Raw genomic sequence first — 12452 nt, forward strand, 5'->3', positions numbered from 1 at the left:
CTCCCCATCCGGAACCATCCGAAGTGCCGATGAACGTGCCCCAGTATGGAAGCTATGTCGGCCAGATGGGGAACTCAGCGGGTTTCGGCCGCCCTTGTCCTGGTATCGGTCCTCGCCGGATGCTCGGACGGGCCGGCGGAGGAGCGGGGCGCGCCGCTGACGGCGGGCTCGGGCGCACCCGTCATCGTCCCCGGTGAGCCGGGCGGGGGCGGCCGTACGGCGACGCCGGGGGAGCGCCTGGGCGATTCCGGCGCGCGGACCTCCGCCGCCGACATCACGTTCGCCGAGTCGATGATCCCGCACCACCGCCAGGCCCTGGAGATGGCCGCGCTCGCCCCCGCACGCTCGGCCGACCGCAGGCTGCTCGCGCTCGCCGAACGGGTGACCGTCGCCCAGGGACCGGAGATCCAGGCGCTCGCGGGGTGGCTGCGGGGGGAGGGACGGGCCGTGCCCGCCGGGCATGGGCACACCCGCGGCGGGATGTACGGCATGGCGACGCTGGAGCAGATGAACCGGCTGCGCGTGGCCAGGGGCACCGCCTTCGACCGGCTCTTCCTGCAACTGATGATCACCCACCACCAGGGCGCGATGACCATGGCGAAGGCACAACTCGACAGCGGGACCGACCGGCGCATGCGCCTGATGGCCCGCGATGTCATCTCCGGTCAGACCATCGAGATCAGCCGGATGCGCCGCCTGCTGGGCCCGGCGGCGCCTTGAGGAGGATCAGGCGTTCGTCAGGAGCTCCACAACATGTTGCTCAGCTCCGCGTCGAGGTTCATGAAGTCGGTCTCACGGCCGGCGGGGACCAGCTCGTAGGTCCGGTGCAGGAACTCGGTCAGCGGCGCGAGCGGCACCTCGAAGAGAGCCTGACCGAAGGGAGAGGTCAGGCTGATGTGCAGGGTGCGCTCGCCATCGGAGCGCGCGGGCCACACCTGGACGTCGCCGTCTCCGACGCGCCGCACGATGCCCACGGTCAGCAACTCGCGGGCGAAGATCCACTCGACCGGTTCGTCGTTCCCCACATGGAAGGCCATCCGGATCGCATACGGGTCTTCGGCCGTGTAGCTGAGTCCAGCGAGCAGGGGGACGGTGGTACGGTCGGGGACCACTAGCCGAAGGCCCAGCTCGGCGGAGACGGTGGTGCTGTTCATCGTCAGCCAAACCTTTACGTCGTCGGGTCCCCTCATCGGGGCTTTCACTGCTCTGACGGGCTTCGTCGTGAGCTATGACGCGGAACGAAGAAACCTGTTGAAAAGATTCCGCCTCCAGGCCCTTCTGTAACGCACATCACAGCCCGACATTTAGGTCCCTACCTGGTCAAACATCGACAACAGGCCCATGTTTACAAGGGTTTTGCGTGTCGCTCCGGCCCTCAGGCCCCTCCCGCGAGACCTCTCTGACGAAAGCCCCCTGCTCCGTTCGTATCGTGTCACTGTAGGTCAGCACGATGCTATGCCAACCACCCCTCCCCACGCGCCCGATCCGCGACCTTCCCGGCAACCCGCCTCCCCCCGATCACCCCGCCCCCGGGCGGCCACGGCTTCGCGGCCACTCCGCGAGTGCGGTATGGTTTTCCCGTCGGCCCCCGCGAGGGAGCCACACCACCAGGGCGATTAGCTCAGCGGGAGAGCGCTTCGTTCACACCGAAGAGGTCACTGGTTCGATCCCAGTATCGCCCACCCAGGTCAGAGGCCGTTTCCCACACAGGGAGACGGCCTTTCTGTTAGGAGGCGGACCCTCGCCGGGCCGGCCGTCACGTCACCGGTCGTCCAGGAGCGGTGGTGAGTCCCGCCGCTGCCAGGCCGGTGGCCGAGATGCGGGTGGCCTGGTCATGGTGGTCGGCCAGGACACTGATGAGCAGGGCCGGGCCTCCTGCCAGGGGGAGCAGGCAGCTTCCCGGGGCGAGCGCCTGTGCCGGTATCCGGTGGGTGCCGCCGGGGCACCACATGTCCGGATGGACGATCAGCGTTTGCTGGAGGACCCGGGCGCGGCCGGTGACGGCGGGGCCGGTGCCGCCGTGGACGTCGGATCCCAGGGCGGTGTGCTGCTCCCACAGCGGCCCGCCGTCGAAGGTCACCTTGATATGGGAGCGCGCCTCGGCCGGGGGGACGCCGTGCAGGCCGAGGGCCTGGGTCTCCCGGTAGATCAGCCCGGCGCCGGCGTCCAGCTCGATGGTGGTGGCGGTGTGGTGGCGGCTGCCACCACCGTGGATCGTGGGCTGCGGCGACCAGATGAGCCGCCCGCCGGTGGCGATACGGATGGTCGTGGCGGTGTGAGAAGGCCGGCGGTCAGAAGAGGGCAAGGCGACGGCCGCCGCCGCGCTGCCGACCTCCAGGGCGGCGCCGGCGCCGACGTCGACCTCCACGGTGTACCGGTCACCGCCCAGGGGGCCCGCGCAGGAGCCGGTCATGAAGATGTGCAGCGGCACGGCGTCGGCACGGCCGGCCCGCAGCAGATGGTAGGGGGGCTCTCCGAACATCTCCGTCGGTACGGTGAGCCCGCGTTTTCCGCGCCTGACCGTCAGCCGCGCCCGGGCGTGGATTCCGGTACGTCCCAACGGGGGGGACGGCAGGTCGCTCACGGCAGCCCGGGAACGGCCGGTCGCCGCGCCGCCAGCCGGTCCCGGATCCACGAGACCACGGGAGTGGCGGACGGGTCGTGCCGCAGGGAGTTGACGACGGTGGGGCGGCCCGCCCGCCGGTCCTGGGCGTCTTTCAGCATCCGAGCCGGATCGGCGCCGACGTACTCTCCGAGGTCGGTCTTGTTGATCACCAGTAGATCGGCCGCGGTGACGCCGGGGCCTCCCTTACGAGGGACGTCATCGCCGCCCGCGACGTCCAAGACGAAGATCCAGGCGTCCACCAGCCCGTGGCTGAAGGTCATCGTGAGGTTGTCGCCGCCGCTTTCGATCAACAGCAGGTCGAGCGGGCGGCCATCGCGTGACCGAAGATCGCGCGCCAGTTGCTCGGCGGCCTCCACGTTGACCGAGATGTCGTCGCGGACGGCGCTGTGCGGGCAGGCCCCGGTCTCCACCGCGACGATGCGCTCGGGTGGCAGGACGCCCCGGCTCTTCAGGTAGTCGGCGTCCTCGGTCGTGAAGATGTCGTTGGTCACCACGCCCAGCCGCGCCTGGTCACGCAGTTGTTCGCAGATCGCCGCGACGAGCGCGGTCTTGCCGACCCCGACCGGGCCGCCGATTCCGATCCACAGGCCCCGGTCGGCGGGATCGCCCGGGGGAGTGCTGCCGCCTCCACCACCGGCGGGCGGGCCATGGTCGTGTTCACGATGCAAAGAGACGCACCTCCATCGTGTCGTGGTGTTCGGCGTAGTAGTCCAGCAGTGGCGCCGAGCGGGACGGCAGCTCTCCGGCGGCGGCGGGTCCGGCGACCCGGCCCGCCACGTCGTCGGCCTCGCCGGACAGTCGCGCCAGCATCCCGTGGACGGCGAACGGGTCCAGGCCGAGCAGCCGGACCGCCGCCGCGGCCGGGGGCGTGATGGAGTCCAGGGCCGCGATCAGCGCCGCGTCGTGCGGGCCGAGCCCCGCGGCGAAGGCCAGACATCCCAGTGCCACCGGCTGGTGCGGCCCGTGCGGGGTCTCGGCGGCGGCGGCCAGCCGGTCGGACCACCACAGATGCCGCGCGGTGCGCAGCAGGTGCCGCCCGAGCCGCCGGGAGGTGGCGCGCAATGTGGGGGAAGGGCAGCGGGCGTCGGCCTCGGCGTCCAGGCGGGTGAGGTCGAGGCCGCCCGCGGCCGCGGCGGCCAGTCCGGCCGCGGTGCAACCCGCGGCGTGCAGCCGCCCCCGGCAGTACTCGCGCAGGTCCGCAAGGGTGCGCACGGCACCCGTCGCCACCGCGGTCTCGACACCGCCCGAATGGGCGTGACCGCCCGTGGGGAGCCGCCCGTCGGCCAGCAGCAGGGCCGCCGCTCGCAGTATCGGCATGTCGTGCGCCCGCCTTAGAAGAGGGAGTAGCGCTGCGTCATCGGAATGACCTCCGGCAGGTCGTGTGGCGCGGGGTATTCGACGCCGTCGATCGTCACCACGTAGGAGTCGGCGGCCCCCCGGTCGCGCGAGACGCCGACCTGGATGTCGGGGAGCGTGGCGTTGTTCTTCATGTGCTCCTTGCGGAGCGCCCCGGTCGGCCGGACGGCCACCCACGGCTTGCCGGTGCCCAGCGGCTCATGAGGGGTCAGGGTGCCGTCGGGATTGCCGGTCCCGGCCGCCGGGGACACGAACATCCGCGTGCACGCGGCCACGCTCGTGCCGGAGGCACCCCAGTTGGGGCGTCCCCAGTACGGCTCCGGCTGGGTGACGGCGGCGGCCGGGTCGCCGCAGACCGCCCAGACCTGAACCCCTCGCTGGAGCACCATCTCGGCGCGAACGCCGAAGAACCGTGGATCCCACAACACCAGATCCGCGTCCTTGCCCGCCTCGATGGATCCGATCCGATGGTCCATGCCCTGGGCGATCGCGGGGTTGATCGTGTACTTGGCGATGTAGCGCCTGGCGCGCTGGTTGTCGTCGCTCATGTCCACGCCGCCCGTCTGGTCCAGAGACGGGAACCCCACGGTCCGCCAGTGGCTCTTCATGACGTGCGCCGTCTGCCAGGTACGCATCGTCAGTTCCCCGATCCGGCCCATGGCCAGCGCGTCGGAACTGGTGATGGACAGCGCCCCGAAGTCATGGAGCACGTTCTCGGCGAAGGTCGTGTGCACCCGCACTCGGCTCTCGGCGAAGGCCATGTCCGTGGGCACCCCGGGGTTGAGATGGTGGGCCAGGATCACCATCCACAGGGCCTCGGGCGTGGTGTTCTTCGTCAAGGGCAGGGTCGGGTTCGTCGATGCCGGCAGGACCTGCGGCAACGAGGCCATCCGCAAGATGTCCGGAGCGTGCCCGCCTCCCGCTCCCTCGGTGTGAAAGCTGTGAATGCTCCGGCCGCTCTGCTGGATGATCTGCTTGGAGTACTGGAAGAACCCGGCCTCGTTGAGGGTGTCGGCGTGCAGCGAGACCTGCATGCCGTGCTCTTGGGCCGCCGCGAGCGTGTCGCGCAGCGCCATCGGGGTCGCCCCCCAGTCCTCATGGATCTTGTAGCCGCACGCGCCGGCTCTGGCCTGATCCGCAAGCGAGCGTCCGGCGGCCGCGGCGCCCTTGCCGAGCAGGCCGACATTGAGCGGGAAGGCGTCCATCGCCCTGATCGCCTGGCCGATGTTCCATGGTCCGGGGGTGACGGTCGTCGCCAGGCTTCCGGTGGCCATGCCGGTACCGCCGCCCACGCAGGTGGTGGTTCCGCCGCTGAGCGCGTGCGCGGCCAGGCCGGGGAGCAGGAAGTGCACGTGCGTGTCGATCGCCCCGGCCGTGAGGATCTTGCCGTTTCCGGCGATGATCTCGGTCTCCGGGCCGATCGTCAGGTCGGACACCGGGTCACCGGTGTGGGTCTCGACCGGCAGGCCCGTGGCGCTGTGCACATCGCTCATGATGAGCGGGTTGCCGGCCTTTCCGATCGCGTGGATCTTCCCGTCCTTGAGGGCCACGTCCGCCTTGACGATCCCCCAGTGGTCCAGGATCAGCGCACCGGTGATGAGGGTGTCCGGGGTGCCCGCCGTACTCTGCCGGACGTTGCTCTGGCCCATCGACTCGCGGATGACCTTGCCCCCGCCGAACACCGCCTCATTGCCGCTTCCGAAGCGGCCGCGGCTGAAGTCGGCCTCGACGGTGATGACGATGTCGGTGTCGGCGAGCCGGACCCCATCGCCCACGGTGGGGCCGAAGTAGTCGACGTAGTCGCGTGGCTCGATCGTCCGGGGCGTTTCCAGCGGCGTGGGAGCCTGGGCGCGCTGACCGGTCTGAAGCCTTTCCAGCCAGGCCGGGCGCTCGTCCGCGCCGCCGCCCGCCGTGTTCCGGTCGGTCATCACCCGCCTCCTTCGCCCGGCCCGCCGGCCGCCGGTCGCCACACATGGGACACGAGCGTGCCGCGGGTGCCCAAACCCGGCACGGTCCCCTCACCGGTCAGCGCCACCAGGCGAACGTCGTGTTCTTCCCCCGGCTCGAACCGGAAAGCGGTACCGGCGGGGATGTCCAGCCGGTAACCGGCGGTGAGCGCCACCTTCTCCGGCTCGCTCACCTCTTGGCCCTCGTCATCTATGACCACGAGCCCTTTCGGCAGATATCCCACGTTGCCCTCGGGCGGCGGTGAATCGGTGTCTCTTTCGGCGAACCCGGAATTGGCCTCATGAAAATGAAAGTGCGATCCGACCTGGATGGCCCGGTCCCCGTCGTTCCGGACCCGGACCATGCGCCGCCATGGGCGCGACGGCGGCACCGGGGAGGGGTCGGGCTCGATGTTGTAAGGGATCGGATCTCCCTTGAGGATCACTTCGCCGGGGGTCCCGCTCATGGCGTCGGCTCATCCTGCTTGATCGGCTCCTGGAGCACCACCATTTTCGTGCCGTCGGGAAAGGTCGCCTCAACGGCGAGGTCGCGCATCATTTCGGGCACCCCTTCCATGCATTCGTGGTGACCCACCACTCTGGTGGCGCTGTCCATGAGTTCTGCGACGCCCTGACGCCCGGCCCGCGCCTCCTCCAGCACGTAGGAGATGATGATCGCCACGGCCTCGGGGTAATTGAGTTTGACTCCCTGGGAGCGGCGCCTGCCGGCCAGGTCGGCAGCGACGTGCACGAGCAGTAACTCACGGTCTCTGGGGGACAACCGCATTGTTCTCGCCTCCTGTCCGGCGGGAGTTCGTGGCGGGTCAATGGCGGCGCGCGGTGTACTCCACCGGCCTGCCCGAAGTCAGGGTCGGATGATTTGACTTCGAGGATGACACCGGAAAAGTCAATGGATTCAAGGTATCCCGGGTGGATGGCATCGTCAACGAAGTCGTGCGGGATTCGGTCGGCTCATCCGTATCCTGGTTTTCGGGCCGACATCAAATCGGGCACCTGTTCTGGGTTGATGTCGCTGCATGTCGGCGCAGTCGAAAGGACGGCGTCCGGCGATTCTGGCGGGCCGGGCTCGCGGGCGGAACGATGGGTCCGGCCGCGCCGTTGATCGGGTGATGATCCTCGACTTCGGAGTGAGGGACGTGTCACCGATGAGAGCGCGATTAGCCCTCCTGGCCGTGAGCGCGTCACTGGCCGCCGGGTGCACGACCACGACCGCGACCACCGCCACGACCTCGACGTTCACTCCCACGCCTGCGCCGGTGGCCGTCGAGCCGCCGTCTGAGGAGGCGGAGGACGTGGAGGATGACACGGAGAGCGATGATGAGCGGTTCATCGAGATCTGTGTCCGCGAGAAGACCCGCGTGCGGGTCGGCTACCGTCCCTGTGACGATGCGCGACCCGGCTACGCATGGTACTTCGTGCCGCTGAGCGCCCGGGTTCCGGCCACCGGGACGAAGGCGAAGAAGGGCTCGTTCGAGGAGCCTGATGACTACTCCTACCGGGCTCCGGCCAAGGGGGGCCGCGGGTCGGCTGTGATGATCCAGGACATCGAGGACCGGGTCCAGGTCTGTGTGTCGAAGCGGACGCGCGTCAGGGTGGCGGACGTCCGGTGCGACGACGAGAAGCAGGGCTACTCCTGGTACTACATCCGCATCGACGGATACGCCCCGGCGGTCGGGAAGAAGGCCGAGGACGGTTCGTTCCGCTCGCCGTACACCGATGCCCATCGGGTGCGCAGGAAGGGCGGGGAGGCCGCTGAAGCCGCGATCCGCGACGACGATCTCGAAGAGGACGAGGACTTCGAGGACACCGAGCCCGATGTGGAAGACGCGAACACCTGTACCGAGACCGTCGACGGTGTCTGCACCGACACCGAGGACGGCACCTCGGAGTGTCGCACCGTCCACTGGAAGAAGCGCTGGGTGCGCCGCTGCACGTCGTTCTAGGTCAGGTCGAGTTCCAGGACGGGGGAGAAGGCGCGGGAGGAGCAGATGGTGAACAGTCCATCGGCGCGTTCCTCGTCGGTGAGCACGTCGTCGCGGTGGTCGGGGTCGCCCGCCAGGACGCGTACGACGCACGTTCCGCAGATGCCCTGCTGGCAGGAGAAGGGCGCGTCGACGCCGTTCTCCAGCAGCACTTCGAGCACGCTGCGGCCCTCGGGGATGAGGTATTCGGCGCCGGTTGCGGCCAGGCGCACCGTGAATGCGCCCGCGCTGCTTCCGGTCACGACCGGGGGGTCGCCGAAGCGTTCCTTGTGCAGGGCCTCCTTCGGCCAGCCCAGCGTTTCGGCCCCGCCCAGCAGGTGGTCCATGAACCCGTCCGGGCCGCAGATGTAGACCGCCGTGCCCGGACGCGGGCCGCCGAGGTCGCGGGCGAGGTCGAGCAGTTGCCCGGGGTCCTCGTCGTCGAAGTGGAAGGTGACCCGGGGGTCGTCCGCCAGGTCCGCCACGAAGGCGGCTCGGCCCCGGCCGCGGGCGCAGTAGTGCAGCGTGTACTCGGCGCGTTCGTGCCGGAGCCGCCGCACCATCGCCAGCAGGGGAGTGATCCCGATGCCGCCGGCGAACAGCAGGTGCCGGCGCGCCCTGACGAGTGGGAAGCGGTTGCGCGGCGCGGAGATCCGCAGCCGGTCGCCCACCTTGAGCGCGTGCATCGCCCGTGACCCGCCGCGCGAGGCGGGCTCGTTCAGCACCGCCACGCGGTACGTCCCCCGCTCGGGCGGCCCGCACAGCGAGTACTGGCGGACCAGGCCCGAGTCGATCAGCACGTCGATGTGCGCCCCCGCGGTGTAGGCCGGGAACGCGGCCCCGGCCACCGGGGCGAGGTCGATCACCGCGATGTCCGGGGTCGCTGCGGAGCGGGAGACGACCGCCGCCTCCGTCCACGTCACGGCCATGTCCCCTCAGGCCCCGGCCACCGGCACGGCGGTGGGTGCGGCAGGGGGCACGGTAGTGGGCACGGACAGCGTCTCCATGCCGGACTGGGTGTGCCGCGGGGGCACTTCGGTCAGGCTGACGCCCTGCGGGTCGCGGCCCGCCTCCACGTCGGCGACGATGTTCTTCAGCAGCCTGCGCAGCATCACGACGCCGCGGTCGGTGGTGGCCAGGGTCTCCTCCGAGTGCAGCGTGATCGGGCCCTGCGACTCCTGGGCCTCGGCGTCGCCGGGGAACCGCTGGTGTTCCTCCTCGGTGAGCTCCCACGCGTCCTTGCCGTTCTGCTTCACGCCGAGGAAGAACCGGTTGAAACGGTCGGGATCGGTGGTGCGAAGGGAGAAGAACGACCGGTGGTGGGTGTCATCGACCGGGACGACCCAGAGCAGCATGTCTCCCGGCGCGTCGGGAACGAGTTTCACGAAGTCCGACAGCACGAGGATGTTCGGCACGTGCAGCTCGGCCCCCCATTCGCGTTCGGGCCGGACGCCGTTCTCCTCTTTGTCCAGGAAACGAATGCGATATTTGGCGCCGTAATCGGTCCGCTCATAGGAGAGCCGGTCGGCCACGGTGTAGGGATCGTAGAAGTCCTCGGGGAAGCCGGTGGTCCCGGTTCCCAGGAACTGGAAGCCGCTGTGCTGGGAGTGCAGCCAGTTGATGTGCGCCGGGTCGATCGCGTTCTCGTATATCTGGAGCCAGTTGAAGTTCTGCACCAGGCCGGTCACGTTCATGCCGGGGACCGGCCACTCGGCGTAGTACTTCTCGCCCTCCTCCTGCGGTTCCAGAACGTCGTAACGGGGAAGGACCGGCTTTCGCTCGGGCGGTCCCATGTAGACGAACACGAGCCCGTACCGCTCCTCGACCGGGTACCACGGCTGGCGCGCCGCGCCGAGCCTGCGGCCCCGGCCGGGCTCGCCCGCCTGCTCCAGGCAGTGCCCCTGCACGTCGAACTTCCAGCCGTGGTAGCAGCACCGGATGCCGTCTTCCTCCACCCGGCCGTAGAACAGGCTGGCGCCGCGGTGGGCGCAGCGCTCGAAGACCACGCCGGGGCGGCCCCGGCCGTCACGGAAGACGATCAGGTCCTCGCCCAGGACCCGCGTGCGGTGCGGTACGTCGGAGGTGAGGGCCGCCGATGTGGCGATCGGCTGCCAGTACCGCCGCATCGCCTCGCCCATCGGGGTGCCAGGGCCGGTCTCGGTCAGCCGCGCGTCGTACGACGGGGCCTTGCGGCCGTAGCCGGTGCCGGTGTCCACAACTGATTGCTCGGTCATCTCGATCTCCTCGGCGGACCTTGTTCATTCGCTGTTCATTCGCTTCCGTGATTCGTGCGCGAATTGTGTGCGGGCGCGCGGGAAACCGGCCGCCGTGGTGCCGGGGCCGGGCGAGGTGAATGGGCGCGCATTGTGCCGGTGAATGGTGATGTCCACTTTCGCAACCGTCGCGGCGTCGCGGCAAGGGTTCACCGCGGGACCTGTGGGAGAGCCACAGGGACAGCGGCGGCCTGCGGGCCCTAGCTTGACAATGCAGGTTTTCCGCGGGTCGCGCGGATGGAAACTTGGAGGGCATATGAACGAACTCCGGCGGGTGGCGTTGATCAGCGGGGCGGGCCGGGGCATCGGCGCGGCGACCGCACGGGAAATGGCGCGGCGCGGTCATCACGTGATCGTGAACTATCGGCAGGACGTGGCGGCGGCGCGACAGGTGGTCGGTGAGATCGAGGCCGCCGGAGGTTCGGCGGAGGCGCTGCGGGCCGACGTGTGCGACGCCGACCAGACCGCCGAACTGGTCCGGCGGATACATGCCGACCACGGCCACATCGATGTGCTCATCTGCAACGCCAACACCGTCAACCCGCCGTTCGAGCCGCTGCTCGCGGTCCCCTGGGAGGCGTTCATCGGGAAGATCACCGGCGAGCTGGCCGGAGCGTTCTTCCTCACCCGCCACGTGCTGCCCGCGATGCAGCGGCGGCGGGCCGGCCGGATCGTCTACATCTCCAGCACGGCCGCCGACTTCGTCGGCAGCGTCGCCGCGCACTCGATCGCGAAGGCGGCGCTGAACACCTACAGCCGCCATGTGGCCGCGCAGGCGGCCCAGCACGGGGTCGTGGTCAACACGGTCGCGTTCGGGAGTGTGCGGACCGACGCGACCGCGGGCGTGCTGAACGGCGATCTGCGGAAGCTGACGGAGGAGCGTTCGGTCCTCGGCCGGGTGATGGACGCCGAGGACGCCGCCAAGAGCGTGGCGGCGGTCGCCGACGACGACTTCGGCGTGGCGGTGGGCCAGGTGATCCGGGTGGACGGCGGCTTCGGCGTCCTGGACCACCAGTTGCACGCGATGACGAAGCACTTCCAGCGAGGCGAGGAGGGGGATCCGGCCTGATCCGAATCGCCGTTCACGGCGCGGGAACGGCCGATCGGTCCGAAGGGCGGCACCGCTTGACAAGGCTGTGCCGGGTGGTCACCATTAACGCCTAGGACCGATCGGTCCAGCAGGTCGGTACGTCTGGGTACTCTTCCGTCCCTATTTCCTACTTAACCTGTCAGCTATATCGGTATTACGAGTGGACGAGAGGGGCGAGGCGATGCCGGACACCGGAACGCGGGCCCATCCCCGCGTGCGGCTCGGTCCACGCCACGCGGGCGCCCGCTACGTCGTCCGCCGTGTCCAGTACGCGGTCTTCGTGGTGTGGGCCGCGTACACGATCACCTGGCTGCTGCTCTACCTCATGCCCAGCAACGCGGCCGAGGTCATGCTGCGCAACATCAGCGGCGGTGATTCGGCCGCGGATCGCGCGGCGGTCGCCGCGCTGGAGCACCGCTACGGCCTCGACCGCCCCCCGCTGGAGCAGTACCTGACCCTGCTGCTCCGCGCGGTCAAAGGCGACTTCGGCACCTCGACCGCCACCGGACGGCCGGTCATCGAGGTGATCGGCCAGGCACTGCCCAGCACGCTCCAGCTCGGGCTGGCCGGGCTGGTGCTCGGCACGCTGCTCGGCGTCGCCATCGCGCTGGCCGCCAACGCCGTCCGGGCCGCCTTCCTGCGCAACCTGCTGTTCTCCCTGCCCCCGCTGTTCGCCTCGCTGCCCGCCTTCTTCGTCGGCCTGTTGCTGGTCCAGTGCTTCGCGTTCTGGCTGCGCGTCCTGCCCGCCGCAGGGACCGGCTCCGCCGCCCACCTCATCCTCCCGGCGATCACCCTCGCGATCCCGGCGGGCGCGGGGATCGCCCAGGTCACCGCCAAGAGCCTGGCCGTCAACCTGCGCTCGCCCTACGCCGACCACCTGCGCGCAAAAGGCGTGCCGCACCGGCGGATCCTGCTCGCGCACGCCTTCCGCAACGCGGTCATCCCCGCGACCACCCTCCTCGGGCTGTCGATCGGCGGCGTCCTGGCGGGCGCGGTCGTGGTCGAGACCGTGTTCTCCCGCCAGGGGCTCGGCCGGCTGATGCAGAGTTCGGTGTCGCTGCAGGACATCCCCGTGGTGCAGGGCGTCGTCGTCTTCTCCGCCGTGCTCTACGCGGTGGCCAACCTCCTGGTCGATCTGATCTATCCCAAGATCGATCCACGGATCTCGATCGGCTGACC

General features: G+C 69.8%; 13 protein-coding genes and 1 tRNA gene. 5 read left to right on the forward strand and 9 right to left on the reverse strand.

Translation table 11 applies throughout. The features are described 5' to 3' along the window. The first annotated feature begins 54 nt into the window (after positions 1–54). The gene (locus DP939_RS14505) at positions 55–720 is read left to right on the forward strand and encodes a DUF305 domain-containing protein (RefSeq protein ID WP_113981220.1); all 666 of its coding nucleotides are present in this window, start codon (positions 55–57) and stop codon (positions 718–720) included. Between the two features lie 17 nt (positions 721–737). Here the strand turns inward: DP939_RS14505 and DP939_RS14510 are convergent, their stop codons facing one another. Next, positions 738–1154 (reverse strand): SsgA family sporulation/cell division regulator, encoded by a 417-nt coding sequence (locus tag DP939_RS14510; RefSeq protein WP_111165163.1) that lies wholly within the window; start codon positions 1152–1154, stop codon positions 738–740. 456 nt (positions 1155–1610) lie between these two features. On the opposite strand from DP939_RS14510, the gene DP939_RS14515 reads away from it, so the two are divergent. Then, positions 1611–1682 (forward strand) — tRNA-Val (locus tag DP939_RS14515). 74 nt (positions 1683–1756) lie between these two features. On the opposite strand, the gene DP939_RS14520 is transcribed toward DP939_RS14515, so the two are convergent. Genes DP939_RS14520 through DP939_RS14545 form a run of 6 tightly spaced genes read right to left on the reverse strand, consistent with a single transcriptional unit; the run spans position 1757 to position 6715 of the window. Beyond that, positions 1757–2560, reverse strand: coding sequence for an urease accessory protein UreD (locus DP939_RS14520; protein WP_147267996.1), 804 nt, complete (start codon positions 2558–2560; stop codon positions 1757–1759). A gap of 20 nt (positions 2561–2580) precedes the next feature. Next, on the reverse strand, positions 2581–3294 hold the full coding sequence (ureG, locus tag DP939_RS14525; RefSeq protein WP_113981222.1) for an urease accessory protein UreG: 714 nt from the start codon (positions 3292–3294) through the stop codon (positions 2581–2583). Then, positions 3284–3943: an urease accessory protein UreF gene (locus DP939_RS14530; RefSeq protein ID WP_113981223.1), complete on the reverse strand. Its 660-nt coding sequence runs from the start codon at positions 3941–3943 to the stop codon at positions 3284–3286. Before DP939_RS14530 ends, ureG begins: the two co-directional genes overlap by 11 nt. 14 nt (positions 3944–3957) lie before the next feature. Beyond that, entirely contained in the window at positions 3958–5910 is a 1953-nt protein-coding gene (locus DP939_RS14535; RefSeq protein WP_113981224.1) for an urease subunit alpha, read from the reverse strand. Beyond that, positions 5910–6395, reverse strand: a complete 486-nt coding sequence (locus DP939_RS14540) for an urease subunit beta (RefSeq protein WP_113981225.1) — start codon at positions 6393–6395, stop codon at positions 5910–5912. The genes DP939_RS14535 and DP939_RS14540 overlap by 1 nt, the downstream gene beginning before the upstream one ends. After that, positions 6392–6715, reverse strand: coding sequence for an urease subunit gamma (locus DP939_RS14545; protein WP_113981226.1), 324 nt, complete (start codon positions 6713–6715; stop codon positions 6392–6394). The genes DP939_RS14540 and DP939_RS14545 overlap by 4 nt, the downstream gene beginning before the upstream one ends. 490 nt (positions 6716–7205) lie before the next feature. On the opposite strand from DP939_RS14545, the gene DP939_RS14550 reads away from it, so the two are divergent. Continuing rightward, complete coding sequence (locus tag DP939_RS14550) at positions 7206–7892, forward strand: hypothetical protein (protein ID WP_147267997.1); 687 nt, start codon at positions 7206–7208, stop codon at positions 7890–7892. Here the strand turns inward: DP939_RS14550 and DP939_RS14555 are convergent. After that, complete coding sequence (locus DP939_RS14555) at positions 7889–8833, reverse strand: PDR/VanB family oxidoreductase (protein ID WP_113981515.1); 945 nt, start codon at positions 8831–8833, stop codon at positions 7889–7891. The genes DP939_RS14550 and DP939_RS14555 overlap by 4 nt on opposite strands. 12 nt (positions 8834–8845) lie before the next feature. Then, positions 8846–10144 carry a Rieske 2Fe-2S domain-containing protein gene (locus DP939_RS14560; protein ID WP_113981228.1) on the reverse strand — a complete coding sequence of 433 codons (1299 nt, stop codon included), beginning with the start codon at positions 10142–10144 and terminating at the stop codon, positions 8846–8848. A 295-nt stretch (positions 10145–10439) separates the two neighbouring features. On the opposite strand from DP939_RS14560, the gene DP939_RS14565 reads away from it, so the two are divergent. Both DP939_RS14565 and DP939_RS14570 read left to right on the forward strand, forming a co-directional pair. Then, positions 10440–11252 carry an SDR family oxidoreductase gene (locus DP939_RS14565; protein ID WP_113981229.1) on the forward strand — a complete coding sequence of 271 codons (813 nt, stop codon included), beginning with the start codon at positions 10440–10442 and terminating at the stop codon, positions 11250–11252. 202 nt (positions 11253–11454) lie between these two features. After that, the gene (locus DP939_RS14570; protein WP_113981516.1) at positions 11455–12450 is read left to right on the forward strand and encodes an ABC transporter permease; all 996 of its coding nucleotides are present in this window, start codon (positions 11455–11457) and stop codon (positions 12448–12450) included. Positions 12451–12452: the final 2 nt, after the last annotated feature.

It is taken from the genome of Spongiactinospora rosea (assembly GCF_003315795.1).
GTDB classification, from domain to species: Bacteria; Actinomycetota; Actinomycetes; order Streptosporangiales; family Streptosporangiaceae; genus Spongiactinospora; species Spongiactinospora rosea.

What these genes read in the sequence shown, in the direction of transcription:
- DP939_RS14545 (WP_113981226.1), bottom strand. Translation starts at nt 6,715, where the DNA reads ATGCGGTTGTCCCCCAGAGACCGTGAGTTACTGCTCGTGCACGTCGCT.
- DP939_RS14565 (WP_113981229.1), top strand. Translation starts at nt 10,440, where the DNA reads ATGAACGAACTCCGGCGGGTGGCGTTGATCAGCGGGGCGGGCCGGGGC.
- DP939_RS14540 (WP_113981225.1), bottom strand. Translation starts at nt 6,395, where the DNA reads ATGAGCGGGACCCCCGGCGAAGTGATCCTCAAGGGAGATCCGATCCCT.
- DP939_RS14535 (WP_113981224.1), bottom strand. Translation starts at nt 5,910, where the DNA reads ATGACCGACCGGAACACGGCGGGCGGCGGCGCGGACGAGCGCCCGGCC.
- DP939_RS14530 (WP_113981223.1), bottom strand. Translation starts at nt 3,943, where the DNA reads ATGCCGATACTGCGAGCGGCGGCCCTGCTGCTGGCCGACGGGCGGCTC.
- DP939_RS14510 (WP_111165163.1), bottom strand. Translation starts at nt 1,154, where the DNA reads ATGAACAGCACCACCGTCTCCGCCGAGCTGGGCCTTCGGCTAGTGGTC.
- DP939_RS14570 (WP_113981516.1), top strand. Translation starts at nt 11,455, where the DNA reads ATGCCGGACACCGGAACGCGGGCCCATCCCCGCGTGCGGCTCGGTCCA.
- DP939_RS14505 (WP_113981220.1), top strand. Translation starts at nt 55, where the DNA reads ATGTCGGCCAGATGGGGAACTCAGCGGGTTTCGGCCGCCCTTGTCCTG.
- DP939_RS14560 (WP_113981228.1), bottom strand. Translation starts at nt 10,144, where the DNA reads ATGACCGAGCAATCAGTTGTGGACACCGGCACCGGCTACGGCCGCAAG.